The 15,258-nt window shown below is 69.3% G+C and carries 12 protein-coding genes; 10 read left to right on the top strand and 2 right to left on the bottom strand.

What is annotated here, in order from left to right; genetic code table 11:
* Positions 1-14: 14 nt before the first annotated feature.
* Complete coding sequence (locus tag M2351_RS39750) at positions 15-1,121, top strand: TRAP transporter substrate-binding protein (protein ID WP_264661480.1); 1,107 nt, start codon at positions 15-17, stop codon at positions 1,119-1,121.
* Positions 1,122-1,173: 52 nt separating this feature from the next.
* On the opposite strand, the gene M2351_RS39745 is transcribed toward M2351_RS39750, so the two are convergent.
* Both M2351_RS39745 and M2351_RS39740 read right to left on the bottom strand, forming a co-directional pair.
* Positions 1,174-1,794 (bottom strand): glutathione S-transferase family protein, encoded by a 621-nt coding sequence (locus M2351_RS39745; protein WP_264661479.1) that lies wholly within the window; start codon positions 1,792-1,794, stop codon positions 1,174-1,176.
* Between the two features lie 114 nt (positions 1,795-1,908).
* Positions 1,909-2,604: an EboA domain-containing protein gene (locus M2351_RS39740; RefSeq protein ID WP_264661478.1), complete on the bottom strand. Its 696-nt coding sequence runs from the start codon at positions 2,602-2,604 to the stop codon at positions 1,909-1,911.
* Positions 2,605-2,744: 140 nt separating this feature from the next.
* On the opposite strand from M2351_RS39740, the gene M2351_RS39735 reads away from it, so the two are divergent.
* The 9 genes from M2351_RS39735 to M2351_RS39695 all read left to right on the top strand — a co-directional run bounded on the left by M2351_RS39735 (position 2,745) and on the right by M2351_RS39695 (position 15,227).
* A complete protein-coding gene (locus M2351_RS39735) occupies positions 2,745-4,571 on the top strand; it encodes an extracellular solute-binding protein (protein ID WP_264661477.1) in 1,827 nt (608 codons plus the stop codon).
* Between the two features lie 34 nt (positions 4,572-4,605).
* Positions 4,606-4,998 (top strand): response regulator, encoded by a 393-nt coding sequence (locus M2351_RS39730; RefSeq protein ID WP_264661476.1) that lies wholly within the window; start codon positions 4,606-4,608, stop codon positions 4,996-4,998.
* A gap of 351 nt (positions 4,999-5,349) precedes the next feature.
* Complete coding sequence (locus M2351_RS39725; RefSeq protein ID WP_264661475.1) at positions 5,350-5,754, top strand: response regulator; 405 nt, start codon at positions 5,350-5,352, stop codon at positions 5,752-5,754.
* Positions 5,755-5,856: 102 nt separating this feature from the next.
* Positions 5,857-6,783: an NAD-dependent epimerase/dehydratase family protein gene (locus tag M2351_RS39720; RefSeq protein ID WP_264661474.1), complete on the top strand. Its 927-nt coding sequence runs from the start codon at positions 5,857-5,859 to the stop codon at positions 6,781-6,783.
* A 17-nt stretch (positions 6,784-6,800) separates the two neighbouring features.
* Entirely contained in the window at positions 6,801-7,667 is an 867-nt protein-coding gene (locus M2351_RS39715; RefSeq protein ID WP_264661473.1) for an endo alpha-1,4 polygalactosaminidase, read from the top strand.
* Positions 7,664-9,946 (top strand): polysaccharide deacetylase family protein, encoded by a 2,283-nt coding sequence (locus M2351_RS39710; protein WP_264661472.1) that lies wholly within the window; start codon positions 7,664-7,666, stop codon positions 9,944-9,946. Before M2351_RS39715 ends, M2351_RS39710 begins: the two co-directional genes overlap by 4 nt.
* 10 nt (positions 9,947-9,956) lie before the next feature.
* On the top strand, positions 9,957-13,025 hold the full coding sequence (locus M2351_RS39705; protein ID WP_264661471.1) for a tetratricopeptide repeat protein: 3,069 nt from the start codon (positions 9,957-9,959) through the stop codon (positions 13,023-13,025).
* Positions 13,006-14,577, top strand: a complete 1,572-nt coding sequence (locus tag M2351_RS39700; RefSeq protein ID WP_264661470.1) for a tetratricopeptide repeat protein — start codon at positions 13,006-13,008, stop codon at positions 14,575-14,577. Before M2351_RS39705 ends, M2351_RS39700 begins: the two co-directional genes overlap by 20 nt.
* Positions 14,578-14,603: 26 nt before the next feature.
* Positions 14,604-15,227, top strand: a complete 624-nt coding sequence (locus M2351_RS39695; RefSeq protein ID WP_264661469.1) for a CsgG/HfaB family protein — start codon at positions 14,604-14,606, stop codon at positions 15,225-15,227.
* The last annotated feature ends 31 nt before the right edge of the window (positions 15,228-15,258 follow it).

Here is a 15,258-nt window from a genome sequence, read left to right as displayed (position 1 = left end):
TGGGAGATAGAGTCGTGAAAAGACGTGCGTTTCTGAAGTCGGCGGGCGCCGGTGCGGCGGCAGCGGGTGCCGGCCTTGCGGTTTCCGGCGTGGCCGCCCCGGCCATCGCGCAGTCGCAGCCGGAGATCCAGTGGCGCCTCGCGTCGAGCTTCCCGAAGAGCACCGACGTCCTGATCGGCGCGTCGGAGGTCATCGCCCGCCGCGTCGCCGAGTCCACCGACAACAAGTTCCAGATCCGCGTCCACGCCGCCGGTGAGCTGGTCCCCGGCCTCCAGGTGCTCGACGCCGTCCAGAACGGCTCGGTCCAGTGCGGCCACACCTGCGGCTATTACTACGTCGGCAAGGACCCGACCTTCGCCTTCGACACGGCGATCCCCTTCGGCCCGAACGCGCGCCAGATGAACGCCTGGCTCCAGGCCGGCGGCCTGGACCTGATGCGCGCCTTCATGAAGAACCACAACGTCATCCAGTTCGCCGCGGGCAACACCGGCGTGCAGATGGGCGGCTGGTACCGCAAGGAAATCAAGACCGCCGCCGATTTCCAGGGCCTGAAGATCCGCATCGCGGGCATCGCCGGCCAGATCATGACCAAGATGGGCGCCACCCCGACCCAGATCGCGGGCAGCGACGTCTATCCGGCGCTGGAGAAGGGCACCATCGACGCGACCGAGTTCGTCGGCCCCTACGACGACGAGAAGCTCGGCTTCTATCAGGTCGCCAAGTACTACTACTACCCGGGTTGGTGGGAAGGCGGGCCGAACGTCTCGCTCTACGTCAACCTGCAGGAGTATGAGAAGCTCCCGAAGGCCTACCAGTCGATCCTGACCGCGGCCTGTGCCGAGGCCAACACCTACATGACGGCCCGCTACGACGCGGAGAACGCCAAGGCGCTGAAGCGTCTGGTCGCCAAGGGCGCCATCTTGCGCGCCTTCCCGCGCGACCTGATGGAGCAGGCGCACAAGATCGCCTTCGACCTGTACGACGAGATTTCCAAGAACAACCAGAACTTCAAGACGATCTACGAGAACTGGAAGCCGTTCCTGGAAGAGACCCAGCTGTGGGCCCGCGTGGCCGAGCTGCCGTACGACAGCTTCGTGACGTCGGTCGGCGCCAAGAAGTAAAAGTTTGAACGGAAAAGCCCCTCTCCCAAGCGGGAGAGGGGCTTTTTTGTTATCACCCGACGTCCTGACGGGGCATCAGGTCGTATTGGCGTTTGGCTCCCGGCTGCGTCAGCACGCGGGCGTGCCAAGCCTGGACATTCGGGTATTTGGCGAGGTCGATGGCCGCCTCCTCCACAAGGTCGATCCAGGGGAAGGCGAAGATGTCGGCGATGGTGACCTGCTCGCCTTCGATGAAGCTGCGTCCGCCCAGGTGCCGGTCGAACTGGGCGAGGCCGGACGCGGCGGCGGCGTCGAGCCAGGGCAGGGCGTTGCGGTCGCCGTTGAACTGCCGCACGGCGCGGGCGCGCTGCACCGGCAGCAGGACGTCGGCCAGCCAGGACAGCCATTCCGCAAGCTTCAGCTTCTCCCGCTCGTCGCGGCCGCCGAACTTGCCGGTCTTTTCCGCAAGATAGGTCAGGATCACGCCCGATTCGGACACGCTGACGTCGCCGTGCACCAGGGTGGGGACGCGGCCGAACCGGTTGATCGCGAGGTAACCGGGGGATTTCTGCTGGTCGGTGCGCAGGTCGACGTGGCGGTAGGCGAAGGGCTCGCCCGCCATCGACAGGAACAGCACGACGCGAGTCGCCGGCTGGGAATTGTACTGGCCATAAACGGTGTAGGCGGCGGTCACGGTCTCTTTCTCCCTTCTGGCATCGCGCGTCTGGGCGCGTGGAGTCGGCCGCACCATGACGGTGAAGCCTGAGCGATGCCAGGGTAATCCTTTGGACGGCTGCCGCTCTGACCGTCAGCCCGTGGCTTGCCAGATGCCTGGATCGACCGGATGCCCTGAGTCCTTGCGCTGTTGCGCGTAGTCGCGAAGCTCGCGGGCCAGCATCGGGTTCGCCCGGCGGTCCAGACCGTCAACGTCGGCGAGCGGCACGCCCAGGAACACCGCCTTCATGATCAGGCTGTTCCAGGACGGCTCGTCGAAGCGCTCCGCCGGGTAGGGGTTGCCGAGCGCGAGGGCCTCGAACAGCTCCCGGTGGTCCGACCGTGTCGCGGCCGTGGCCCACGACAGATGCCGCTCCGGGTAGGGCAGCAGCGGCAGGCACCGGAACATGGTCGCGGAGATTTCGCCACGGCCGAGCTTCAGCAACCCGGTCACCATCCCCGCGTAGGCCTCGCCGTCGCTGTCGTCGTAGCTGAGCAGCAGGACCGCGCGCGCGGCCACGTCGGCGGTCCAGCGCTGCGGGTGCCAGCCCGGCCGGGCCTTGGCTGCGTCCGCCCGGTCCTCCTGCGTCAGGCGAAGGGGCGCGTGACCGAGCTGCTTCGGCACCGCCACGATGGCGGCGGTGAACACATCGTCGTCGATGCCCTCGTTCACCGTGTCGCGGGCGTCGTCCAGCCAATCGACCCCGGCCGGCGGCGACACCGCCTTCAGCCATTGGCGCAGGAGGAACAGGACATGCTGCGTGTCGACAGGATGATAGGGCTGGACCATGGCCGGGGACCCTTCGCAGGTGGGCGTTCCCGTCAACCGGCGGCCGGGCTGAAGGTTCCGAAAGGAGAGGGCGCCGTGCCGACCCCAGCACTCCATCTGTTGATTTATCGACGGTGGGGGATAAGCGAGGGAAGACGGAGATGCGTGCGATTGCCGGTCCGCTGGCCGCTTCGATGGCGGCCTTCACCCTGATTGCGCTGATGGTGGCGCACCCTGCCGCGGCCGATCCGCGCCATGGCATGGCGCTTTACGGGGAGCCGAAATACGGCGCGGACTTCAAGAATTTCGACTATGTGAACCCGGGAGCGCCGAAGGGCGGCAAGGTCACGTTGCAGGCCATCGGGTCCTTCGACACGCTGAACCCCTTCACCCTGAAGGGCGTGCCGGCGGCCGGCGCCACCATGATCTACGACACGCTGATGGCCAACTCCGCCGACGAGCCGTTCACCGAATACGGGCAACTGGCCGAGAGCATCGAGGTGCCGGAGGACCGGTCCTGGGTCGCCTTCACGCTGCGCCCGCAGGCCCGCTGGCACGACGGCAAGCCGGTGACCGCCGAGGACGTGGTCTTCACCTTCCACACCCTGACCGAGAGCCATCCCTTCTACCGCAGCTACTACGCCGCCGTGGACAAGGTGGAGGCCGACGGCGACCGGCGGGTGCGCTTCACCTTCAAGCCGGGCGACAACCGCGAGCTTCCGCTGATCGTCGGGCAGCTTCCCGTCTTGCCGAAGCATTACTGGCAGGGCAAGGACTTCCAGGCGACGACGCTGGAGCCGCCGCTCGGCAGTGGGCCTTACCGCATCGCCGCCTTCGATCCCGGCCGCAGCATCAGCTACGAGCGCGTGGCCGACTATTGGGGCAAGGACTTGGCCGTGAACGTCGGCCGCAACAACTTCGACACGATGGCCTACGAGTATTTCCGCGACGCCAGCGTGGCGCTCCAGGCCTTTCGCGGCGGGCTGTACGACTTCCGCCAGGAGAACGTCGCCAAGACCTGGGCGACCGGATACGACTTCGACGCCGCCCAGGCCGGCAAGGTGGTGCGGGAGGAGATCCCGAACCAGGTGCCGGCGGGCATGCAGGGCTTCGTCTTCAACACGCGCCGCCCGATGTTCGCCGACCGCCGCGTGCGCTGGGCCATCGCCCAGGCCTTCGACTTCGAATGGACGAACCAGACCCTGTTCTACGGCGCCTACAAGCGGACGGAGAGTTATTTCGAGAACTCGCCGCTGCAGTCGCAGGGCGTTCCCCAGGGACGCGAACTGGCCCTGCTGGAGCCCTGGCGCGGGAAGATCCCGGACGAGGTCTTTCAGAAGCCCTACAAGGCACCGTCGACCGATGGCCAGAATGGGCTGCGCCGCAACCTTCTGGAGGCCAAGCGCCTGCTCGACGAGGCCGGGACCGACGTCCGCAACGGCCGGCGCGTCGTGGTCGCGACCGGGCAGCCCCTGTCCTTCGAGATCCTGCTGGACAGCCCGACCTTCGAGCGCGTGACGCTGCCCTTCGTGGAAAACCTGAAACGGCTCGGCATCCAGGCCAACGTGCGCACGGTTGACACGACCCAGTATGAGAACCGCATCCGGGATTTCGACTTCGACATGACTGTCCATGTCTGGGGCCAGTCCCTGTCGCCGGGCAACGAGCAGGCGGGATTCTGGGGCTCCAGCGCCGCGGAGCGTCCGGGTAGCCAGAACGTCGCCGGCATCCGCGATCCGGCGGTGGACGCCCTGATCGGCAAGGTGGTCAGCGCCGGCAGCGAGGAGGACCTGAAGGCGGCGGTTTCCGCGCTCGACCGCGTTCTGCTGTGGGGCCACTACGTCGTGCCGCAGTGGTATTCGGGCGTCTATCGCGTTGCCTACTGGAACCGCCTGAAGCGGCCGGCCACGCTGCCGCCCTACTCGCTGGCCTTCGACGCGTGGTGGCTCGGCGACGCCAAATCGGTGGCCGAGCAGCCGCCGCGGTGACGCGAGGGATTCCGATGGGCGGGAGGTGACCGGCATGGGCAGAATCATGGTGGTCGAGCACGACGCGATCCTGCGTGCGCACATGGCGGGGGTCCTGCGCAAGGCAGGGTTCGACGTCGAGGAGGTGGCGGGCGGCCAAGGGGCACTCGCCCGGCTGAACGAGGAGGTGTGTCCGGCGCTCATCCTCCTCGGCCTGAACCTTCAGGACCCGGGCATGAACGGGTGGGAGTTCCGGGCGGCGCTGCTTCAGGACCCCGACCTCGCGCACATTCCCGTCTGCGTGCTCATCGACGCGGGGACGGAGGAGGAGATGGCGGAACGGCTCTGCGCCGCAGGCGTGCTCCACCATCCCGTCAAGGACGTGCAACTCGTCCAGATGGCGCGGAGATGCACCGGTCATGCCGATCCTGCGGATGACGCCGAGTAACCGCTCCGGCAACCTGAACCCGACAACCTGACCCAGCAACCTGACCTTGTCACCACCGGCCGGCATCGGAACGGGGTAGCTGTCTTGAAGCGTTGCGGCACAGCGGCCACAGGGGGCAGGCAATGGCCGCCCGCGCGCTCAATCCGCTTGCAAATTTAGAATAATTCTATTTTATTCGCGCCGACCACGGGGCACGGCCGCGTTGCGGGGGCAGCCGGTTTTCGGTAAATCTCAGCTTGACCACAGCCGGTGCGGGTGGTGCGCGACCGCCGCCTGCGCGGCGTCTCGCGTCGAAGCCCTCGAACCCACGCGTGTGGCTACGCCCATTTTCAACTTGCGGACAGCACGGCCATGACTTCGGTGAACAAGGCGCAGACCATCCTGGTGGTCGAGGACAATGTGCTGATGCGCAAGCTGTTCGTCCGCTGCCTGGAGGAAGGCGGCTACACGGTGGTGGAGGCGGAGGATCCGCGCTTGGTCATCGACCTGATGCGCGACGTGACTCCGGACCTCGTCGTCATGGACATCGTGATGCCGAACGTCTCGGGCGTGGAACTGATCAAGATGATCCGCGCCAACGCCGCCCTGGCCGCCACGCCGGTGGTCGCCGTGACGAACCTTGCGACGCCCGCCGACAAGCGCCGTCTCACCGACGCCGGCTTCGACGCGCACGTGTCGAAGCCGATCAAGCCGAAGGACTTCCTGGCGACGATCGTGGGCATCATGGACCGGACCCTTCCGGCTCCGGCCGTCTGAGACCTTTTTGGTGCCTTGAGATCCGGACCGCGGCCGATTGCGTAAACGTTCGGCCGGGTTACTCCGAATGTGTTAATCACTTCATCACAGAGGGCAGAAACGATGGCGCGCTATCTCGTCACCGGCGGCTGCGGCTTTATCGGCTCGCACTTGATCGAACGCCTGCTGGCCGCCGGGCACGACGTCCGCGTGCTCGACGACCTGTCCACCGGCAAGCGGGAAAACCTGCCGGCCTCGGTCCCGGTCACCGTCGGCAACGTCGCCGATCCGGCCGCGGTCGACGCGGCGATGAGCGGCGTCGACGGCTGCTTCCACCTGGCCGCCGTCGCCTCCGTGGACCGTTCGCGGGAAGCGTGGCTGGAGACGCACCACGCCAACCTGTCCGGCACCATCGCGGTGTTCGACGCGGCCCGCCGCGCCAGGGGCGACGGCCCCGTTCCCGTCGTCTACGCCTCCTCGGCCGCCGTCTACGGCGACAACCCGAACATGCCGCTGACGGAGGACGCCGCGACCCGCCCCCTGTCCGCCTACGGCGCCGACAAGCTGGGCTGCGAGCTGCACGCCCGCGTGGCCGACGGGGTGCATGGGGTGCCGACCACCGGCTTCCGCTTCTTCAACGTGTTCGGGCCGCGGCAGGACCCGAAGTCGCCCTATTCCGGCGTGATCTCCATCTTCGCCGGCCGCATCGCCCGCGGCGAGCCGATCACCGTCAACGGTGACGGGGAGCAGGTGCGCGACTTCGTCTATGTGAAGGACCTCGTGCGCTACCTGACCGCGGCCATGGAGCGGCCGCAAGCCGGGGCGCCGGTCTACAACGTCTGCACCGGCACGTCGACTTCGGTGAATCGGCTGGCGGCGGTGCTGGCCGCGGTTGCCGGCAAGCCGCTCGACCGCCGCACCGGCCCGGCGCGGCCCGGCGACATCCGCGTGTCCATCGGCGATCCGTCGCGGCTGGTCGCTGCCTTCGGCATGGCCTGCGAGACGTCGCTGGAAGAGGGCTTGCGCGACACGTTGGCGTGGCTGGCGTGATCGGACGCCGGTCCTTCATGGGTGCCCTAATGGGCGGAGCGGCGGCGCTGACGCTCGCTCGCGGGGCTCAAGCGGCGTCTGTGCCCGCCCCGTGGGCGGTGTATTACGCCGACAAGGAGCCCGTGAAGGCCTTCGAACCCTACCGGCTGCTCGTGCTGGACAGCGCGCACCACCCGCCGTTGCGCGTCCTGAAGGACCGCGGCAAGACTCTGCTCGGCTACATCAGCCTGGGTGAGGTGGAGCAGCACCGCCCCTGGTTCGCCCCGGTGAAGGATTGGGGCCTGCTGTCGGAGGAAAATCCGAACTGGGCCGGCAGCTTCTACGTCGACGTTCGCGACCAGCGCTGGGTCAAGCTGGTGGTCGAGGAACTGGTCCCGGCCATCCTGCGCCAGGGGTTCGACGGGATCTTCCTCGACACGCTCGACAACCCGCCGCACCTGGAGCGCACCGACGCCAAGCGCTGGGCCGGAATGACGGAGGGGGCGGCCCGGCTGGTCCGCGCCATCCGGGCCAACTGGCCGGGCATCCGCATCATGCAGAACCGTGCCTACGAGATCCTGCCGGACGTCGCCCCGATGATCGACTTCGCGCTGGGAGAAAGCGTCTACGCGGGGTGGGATTTCGCGGCCAAGACACCGCGGCTCCAGTCCGCCGACGATTACCGCTTCCAAGTGGAGGCGCTGACCGGTGCGCGGCGGGTGAACGCCGCGTTGGGCCTCTATTCCCTTGATTATTGGGACCCGGCCGACGCGGAGGGACTGCGCCGCATCTACGCGCTCCAGCGCGCGAACGGCTTCGTGCCCTACGTGTCCGTGGTCGACCTCGACCGCATCGTGCCGGAGCCCGCGATGGCCGGAACCCGGGGTGTGGAGAAGCCTCTGTGACCCTGGGGAGCGTCCTCCGTCGCCTGGCCGTCCTGCTGATCCTCGCTGCAGCGCTCCTTCCCGGCGCAGCGCGGGCGGCGGGGGGGCGCGCGGTTCCGCGCACCATCCTCGCGCTCGTGGACCTGCGGGAGGAAAACATCGTCCGCCGCACCCGCATCCACACCATGGCGGAGATGCCGCTGAACCACCTGGGCCTGACCGTTGCCTATTGGAACGTGGCGGACGGGCTGCCGGACCTGTCGCGTTACCCGGACCTGCGCGGCGTCGTCACCTGGTTCACCAACGAGCCCTTCGCCGACCCGCAGGACTACATCGCCTGGGCATCGGCCGCCATGGACCGCGGCCTGCGCTTCGCGGTGCTCGGCCAAGCAGGGGTGCGCGGCCGGTCGAACGGGCAGACGATCCCGCTCGCCCTGTCCAACCGCTTCTTCGCGCGCTTCGGCCTGCGCGACGACGACGGCTACGTGGACCTGACCTACCGCGCCCGGCCGGTGGTCAGCGACGCCTTGGTCGGCTACGAACGGCCGCTCATCGGCGTGCTTCCCGGCTTCGCGCTCTACCGCAAGATCGACGGTCGGTTCCAGTCGCATCTGGTGATCCGCCGCAACGGGGAGGAGGCGACGGACACGCACCTCGTCGTCACCGGGCCGACCGGCGGCTTCGCCTACACCGGCTATGTCCGGCACTACGATCCGGAACTGAACCGCAGCCTCTGGATCCTCGACCCCTTCGCCTTCTTCCGCACGGTTTTCGCCACCGACGACCTGCCGAAGCCGGACGTCACCACCCTGTCCGGGCGCCGCATCTATTTCAGCCACATCGACGGGGACGGCTGGCGCAACGTGACGGAGGTGGAGCCCTACAACAAGGATCCAAACAATAAAGGTGGGGTCATCGCCGCCGACGTGGTCCGGCGCGAGGCGATCGAGGCGTTCCCGGACCTGCCGGTCACCGTCGCCCCCATCGTCGGCGACGTGGACGCGGACTGGAAGGGCACCGCGGAGACGCGGGGAGCGGCGTCGCGCCTGTTCGCGCTGCCGCAGGTGGAGCCCGCCAGCCACACCTGGACGCATCCCTTCCGCTGGTCCTTCTTCGCCGACTACACGCCGCAGAAGGAGGCCGTGTTCAACGAGCGCGCCGAAGACGCCCCGCGGCGCGGCCTGCTGGACGAAATTCTGGGACGCAACAGGGCCGCCACCCCCGGCCACGAGGCGGTCGGCGAGGTGTCGGACATCGGGCGCTATTCGATTCCGCGCGCCTATCTGGAACGGCCCTTCGACCTGGACCAGGAGATCGGCGGCGCGCTCGCCTACTTCACGCGCATGGCGCCGGAGGGGAAGAAGGCCGTGCTGGTGCAGTGGCCCGGCGACACCTCGCCCTTCGCCGCGGCGGTAGCGGCCACGCGCAAGGCAGGCGCCCGCAACATGAACGGCGGCGACGCCCGCCTCGACGCCGAGTTCCCGTCCATCACCGCGGTGCCGCCCATCGGCCTTCCCGTGGGAGCGGAGCGGCAGATCTATTCCGGGAACAGCAACGAGAACACCTACACCGACCTCTGGACCAACCGCTTCTTCGGGTTCCAGAACCTGATCAACACGGTGCGCAACACCGACAGCCCGCTGCGGCTGAAGCCGTTCAACATTTATTACCACATGTATTCCGGCCAGAAGACCGCCAGTGTCCAGGCGCTGCGCCGGAACTTGGCCGCCGCGCGGGAGGCGGAGATTGCGCCGGTGATGGCCTCCACCTACGCCGCCATCGCCGACGGATTCTACGCAACGCGCCTCATCCCGGACGGGGAGCGGCGGTGGCGCGTCAAGGACCGCGGCGACCTCAACACGCTGCGCTTCGATCGCGCCAGCTTCACCGCGGTGGACCTCAATCGGTCCACGGGGGTGATCGGCCAGCGGCATCACCAGGGCAGCCTCTACGTGGCGCTCGACCCCGCCGTTGCGGAGCCGGTGGTTGCCTTGGGCGAGGCCGCGCGCGCCGACCAGGACCCGCCGGTGGCGCGGCCCTACCTCGTGCAGGGGCGCTGGGCGTTCAACGGACTGGTCGTGGATGGCGGCGGCTTCCGCGTTGGTGCGCAGGGCTACGGCAAGGGCGAGATGGTCTGGCACGTGCCGGAGCCCGGTCGCTACGCCGTGACCGCTGAGCGCGGCGGCGCCATCCTGTGGGAGAGCGAGGCCGACGTCGGGGCCGACCGGCGTCTGAGCGTCGCTGTCGATGCCGCCGCGATCCGTCCGCTGACGCTGCGCGTCCGCCGGACGGCACAGTAGGGGGAGCGGGATGCGCGCGAACATCCTGTTCGTCCTTGTGATGCTTGCGGTCGGCGTCGGCGTGAGCCTGCTGCTGATTCCGCGCGGCGAGGAACTGGCCCTCCAGAAGTTCCGCGACCAGGACTACGCGACCGCGCGGCTGGCCTACGAGCAGCGCTTCGACGCGGGCGACCATTCGGCCGCGACCGTCATGCCGCTGACCCGCCTGTACCTCGACGGCGGCGAGGTCGACCGGGCGATCGCGCTGATGGAGGCGTTCGTCGCCCGCGAGCCGGAAGCGAACGCCTCCTACGCCGAGGGACGGCAGATCCTCTCCCGCCTCTACCGCGACGCCCAGCGCATGGGCGATTACCTGGAGAACCTGGAGGTTCTGGCCCGGCTGCGCCCGACCGACGAAAACTACCGGGAAATGGCCACTCTGGCCGGCTTCCACGGCCAAATCGACCGGCAAATCGACGCGTTGCGCCAGTACTGCGACCTACGCCCCGACGACGGCGATGCCCAGATGGAACTTGGAACGCTGCTGGCCTCGCAAGGCGCCACCGCGGAGGCGATTGAACGGCTGGGCCGGGCCGACGACCGGGCCAAGGGGGCCATCGAGCCGAACGGTCGCGAACTGCTGATGAGCCTGCTGCTCGACCAGGGGCGGGCGGGGGAGGCCTACGCACGCGCCCGGCAGTGGATCGCGCTGGACGCCACCGTGGGCGACACCATCGGCCTGCTCAGCCAGCTTGCTGCGGCAAACCGCCCCGACCTGTCCGTCAAGCTGCTGGAACCGAAGCTGGCCGATCCGGGCCGCCCGCTGGCGCTGGAACTGACCTACATCGACCTGCTGACCGCCGCAGACCGGATGGGCGAGGCGCGGGCGCGGCTGGAGGCGCTGCCGGACGCGGTGGACGACCTGTCGCTCGGCCGGCTGGTTGCCTTGCAGATGAATGTCGGCATGGGACGGAAGGCGCTGGAGACGGCCAAGGGACGCGACCTCAACTTGATCCCCGACTGGGCGCTGGTCGGCATGGCCGAGACGGCCTTCCGGGAGCGTGACGAGGCAGTCCTCGACCGTATGACGCGGGAACTGGGCGACGCCGTCCTGGCGAAGCACCCGGTGCTCGCCGCGAACATCGCCATCGCCCGCGGGAACAAGGGGGAGGCGGGGCGCCAAGCGCGGGTGGCGCTCGCCGACGCGACGCTGCCGCTGGCCGAGCATCTGGCCGCCGTGCGCCTTTTGGACCGCGCCGGGCAGCGCGGGGCAGCCGCCGACGCTTTCGACCGTTTGCCCCTGAGCGGAGCGCTGCCGGACGAAGTTCTGGAGGAGTTGGGCGGCCTGTTCCTTGACCTCGACCGTGCAAAGGTAGGCGTCGCCTGGTTCAACGCGCGCCGTGCCGCCTCGCCGTCGCAGGCGGCGGATCTCGGCTGGTTGCGGCTGGCCGCCAAGGCCGGCGACGCCGCCCAGGTCGCGTCCTGGCTCGATGCGCATCCCCGGCTTGATCCCGCGTTGTTGCAGGACATCGCCGGAATCGCGGCCGAGCGGGGCGCCTCCGCCCTGGCGCTGAAGGCGGCGGAGCGGGTCTACGCTGCGGCTCCAACGCCGCGCAGCCGCTTTGCGCTCGCCGTTGCTTTGCTGTCGGCCAAACGGCCCGCCGACGCCTTGCCGCACCTGACGGCGATGCTCGCCGATGGAGGTGCCGAGGTTGAATCGGCCTATGCGGCGGCCCTCGGTGCGCTCGGCCGCAACGAGGAGTTGGCCCGCTTCGTCGCCGCCAAGCTCGCCAAGGGAGGCCTGCGCGAGGAGGAGGAGACGGCGCTCGTCTACACGCTGCTCGACCTCAAGGCTTACCAGCCCGCGCTGCCGCTGCTGCGCGACCGGGCGCGGCGGCTGGGCGGGGAGTGGTTGTTCGCCTACGCGGACGCCGCCCGCAAGGCGGGGGCCATCGGGGAGTTGGCCGACCTGTTGGAAGCGGACCTCGCGCGTCCCGACCTGGACGCGAAGGGGCGGGAGGATCACGCCGGACTGCTGCTCGACGTCGCGGGGCCGGCGCGCGCCCTTCCCGTGCTGAAACAGCTGGCCGCCAGCGGCGAGGCGCGCTGGGACGGCCTGTACCGGGATGCGCTGACAAAGCTGGGGCGCAAGGACGAGTTGCGCCGCTATCTGGTTGCCCGCGCCGGCGACGACCGGGTGCCGGCCAAGGAACGGCGCGAGATCGCCTTCGCGTTGCTCGACCAGGATGACAAGGCCTCCGCCGAACAGGCGCTGCTGCGCCTCGCGGCCGGGCAGGGGCCGGACAGCCCGGACTTCAAGCAGCTGACCTACCTATGGGGTCCGCGCCCGCCGGCAGCGGCGCTCGACTGGATCGAGGGGCGGGCGAAAGGGGCGACCTCCCCCGCCGAACAAGCGGCTTGGTACGACCGCCTCGCGGAACTCGGCGGGGCGCGTCGGGTCGCAGACCGGCTGGGGCAGGCCGGCGCGCCCGCGGCCAAGGACCTGAAAGGCCCCTACATCGAGGCGCTCGCCGCCCAGGGCAAGGGCAAGGAGTTGGCAGAGGCTGTCAAGTCCGCCGTTGGGCAGGAACGGGAGCCGGAACGCCTGCGCCGCTACGCCCGTCTGGCGGAGCAGACCCGCCAGCGCGGCGCCGCCGCCGAGGCCTGGAAGGCCGTGCTGGCGCACAAGCCCGATGACGGTGACGCGCTGCGCCAGCTGGGCATGCTGGCTTACGACGAGAACCGGCTGGGCGACGCGGAACGGCTGCTGCGCGGCTTCCTCGCCAAGGGGGCGGGCGATTATGAGGCCAACTACTTCCTCGGCGAGTCCCTGACCGCTCAGAAACGGCCGACCGAGGCCGTACCCTTCTACCGCCGCGCGCTGGAGCAGGTCCGCGCGCTGAAGGCCAAGAGCGACAACGTCGTGCAGACGGAGGCGAATATCCTGCACCGGCTGGGCAAGGTGGACGACGCGGTGGTTCTGTTCGAGGCCCTGCGCAAGCTGCGGCCGGCCGACCGTCAGTTGAAGGCGGACTACGCGTCAATGCTGATCGACAGTGGCCGGATGACGGAGGCGCGCCGTGTGCTCAGCCTTCCGTAAGAGTGTCCGCGCGCTCGCCGGCGCGCTGCTGCTGGCCGTCGCAACCCCAGCCATCGCGCAAACCAAAGCCGCTGCCGTGCGCGTCGAGGCGACCCGCGAGGAGTCCGGCGCGCGGCTGACGCTCCGCTGGCCCGGCGCGGTCACGGTGAGTCCGGGGCTCGACGGCCGCGAGCTGACGCTCCGCGCGTCCCGCCCGCTCGGCGACGCCCCGCTGGAGACTATCCCCGACCGGCTCCAGGGCTGGGTGGACAATGTCCTCTACGGCTATGACAGCGTGCTTCTGGTGCTCGCCCAGGGGGTGACCGCGGAGGTCGCCGTCGAGGCCAACGGGGTGAGCATCGCCTTCACCCGCGAACGGCGGGCCGACCGGCGCAGCGCGGAGGAGCAGTCTGCGGAACAGGCAGCGCAGCGGCGCATCGACTATTTCCGCGCGGTCACGCTGATGGAGCAGGGCGACGTGCGGGAGGCGCGCAGCCTGCTGATCGACCTGCTGCGTGCCAACCCAAACGACGCCCAGTCCACGGCGCTGCTCGCCCAAGCGGAGGAGCGGCTTGGCCGCTGGCGGGAGGCGGTGCGGCTCTACGACCGCGCCCTGGAACTGACTCCGGACGAGCCGTCGCTCGTCGCCGGCAAGGCCAGCCTGCTGCGCGAACGTGGGGAGCAGGCGCGGCTCGACTGGGACCTGTTCCAGGTGAAGAACGCCGACGTCCAGCGCATCGGCCGGCTGACCGGAAGCCTGGAGGTGGGCGGGAACACCAGCCTCCTCTACGCGCTGGAAAACCGGACGGTGGACGTCGACCAGGCGGTGCGGGCCGACGGGGCCGTGGCGCCGTTCCACGGCAACCGCCAACGCGGGGAGCTGACGCTGCGGCACGACTGGCCGGAGCTGCAGCAGTCGCGCCTGTCGCTGTTCGCCGCGCAGAAGACGGTCGGTGCCGGCTATGTCCATGGCTGGCGCGACGAGGAGTCGGAGACCCGCGCCGGCGTGGCGTGGCGGGAACCGAACTACACCTTCATCGAGGGCATCGTCGGCGGCGGCCGACGCGACCGCGTCTTCCTGAGCCACGAGGAGCGGCTGTCGGATCGCTGGTCCGCCAACATGGGCGCCGGCTGGAACCGCTACGGCCTTACGGGGGACAGCGACCTCGCCAGCTCGGCGACAGTGGAGGGGGCGGTCCGCTACGTGCTGACGCGTGACGGGCCGGTGACCAGCATCGCCTATGTGCTGGACGCGGAATATGTCACGCGGCGCGCCGACCGGGTCAACGAGGCCGGGGCCATCTACCAGCCCCTGCCGGTCCAGACGCGCGAGGTGCACGCGCTTCAGCTCGCGCTGGACGACGCTCTGACCGATTATTTGCGCTACAACCTCCAGGGTGGCTACGCCTACGATCGGCGCGGGCAGGGCGGGCCGCAAGGCTCGCTGGCCCTCGCCTACGAGCCCCTGGAGAGTCTGGAACTCGGCCTGCGGGCCAGCTACACCCGCGCCACGGCGCGCGGCAACGGCGCCACCGCCACCGCGGCGGGCGGCTATCTGATCATGCGCTATTGACGGCGCGGTTGGGGGAACGGGCGGACATGACGACGGACGGGCGGAGAGGGATGATGCCGGGGCTGGGAATGGCGCTGAGGGCGGCCATGGCAATTGGCATGGTGATCGGCGTGGCGGTGGCCGTGTCGGGGTGCAGCCGGGGCACCAGCCGCGACTTCGCGGGCGGGGAGGTCTCCGTGCTGCGCAGCGGCGCCACGGTGGCCGTCCTGCCCTTCGAGAACCTGACGACCCACCAGAACGCGGGCATGATCGCGTCGGATCTGGTGTCCACCAACCTCTACGGCATGAACCTGTTCCGCGTCGTGGAGGCGAGCCGGGTCCGCAACCAGCTGATCAGTGCCAAGGTGGACGTGGAGAAGCTGACCGAGACCACCTACGCGCAGGAGGTCGGGCGGACGCTCGGCGTCGACGCGGTGCTGGTGGGCAGCGTCACGGAATACGGCTACCAGCACGGCCTGCGCGAGGAGCCGGTCGTCGGCATGAACGCCCGTCTGGTGCGGGCGTCGGACGGGACGGTGCTGTGGGCCTCCAGCCAGTCGCAGGCCGGGCGCAGCTACTTCGCCCGCGACAGCGTGAACAACCTCGCGCAGCGCGTCGTCGAGCGCATGCTGGCCGGGCTGCGCGCGGGCGTGGATAAGGGCGCTTCCTGACCGGACCGCCATTGGGGACCGCCATTGGAAA

This window comes from Azospirillum canadense (genome assembly GCF_025961225.1).
GTDB lineage: Bacteria > Pseudomonadota > Alphaproteobacteria > Azospirillales > Azospirillaceae > Azospirillum > Azospirillum canadense.
This window is presented reverse-complemented; position numbering and strand designations above follow the sequence as displayed.

Excerpts from the sequence above, each read along its gene's own strand:
- M2351_RS39740 (WP_264661478.1), bottom strand. The coding sequence starts at position 2,604 with ATGGTCCAGCCCTATCATCCTGTCGACACGCAGCATGTCCTGTTCCTC.
- M2351_RS39735 (WP_264661477.1), top strand. The coding sequence starts at position 2,745 with ATGCGTGCGATTGCCGGTCCGCTGGCCGCTTCGATGGCGGCCTTCACC.
- M2351_RS39730 (WP_264661476.1), top strand. The coding sequence starts at position 4,606 with ATGGGCAGAATCATGGTGGTCGAGCACGACGCGATCCTGCGTGCGCAC.
- M2351_RS39725 (WP_264661475.1), top strand. The coding sequence starts at position 5,350 with ATGACTTCGGTGAACAAGGCGCAGACCATCCTGGTGGTCGAGGACAAT.
- M2351_RS39720 (WP_264661474.1), top strand. The coding sequence starts at position 5,857 with ATGGCGCGCTATCTCGTCACCGGCGGCTGCGGCTTTATCGGCTCGCAC.
- M2351_RS39715 (WP_264661473.1), top strand. The coding sequence starts at position 6,801 with ATGGGTGCCCTAATGGGCGGAGCGGCGGCGCTGACGCTCGCTCGCGGG.
- M2351_RS39705 (WP_264661471.1), top strand. The coding sequence starts at position 9,957 with ATGCGCGCGAACATCCTGTTCGTCCTTGTGATGCTTGCGGTCGGCGTC.
- M2351_RS39695 (WP_264661469.1), top strand. The coding sequence starts at position 14,604 with ATGACGACGGACGGGCGGAGAGGGATGATGCCGGGGCTGGGAATGGCG.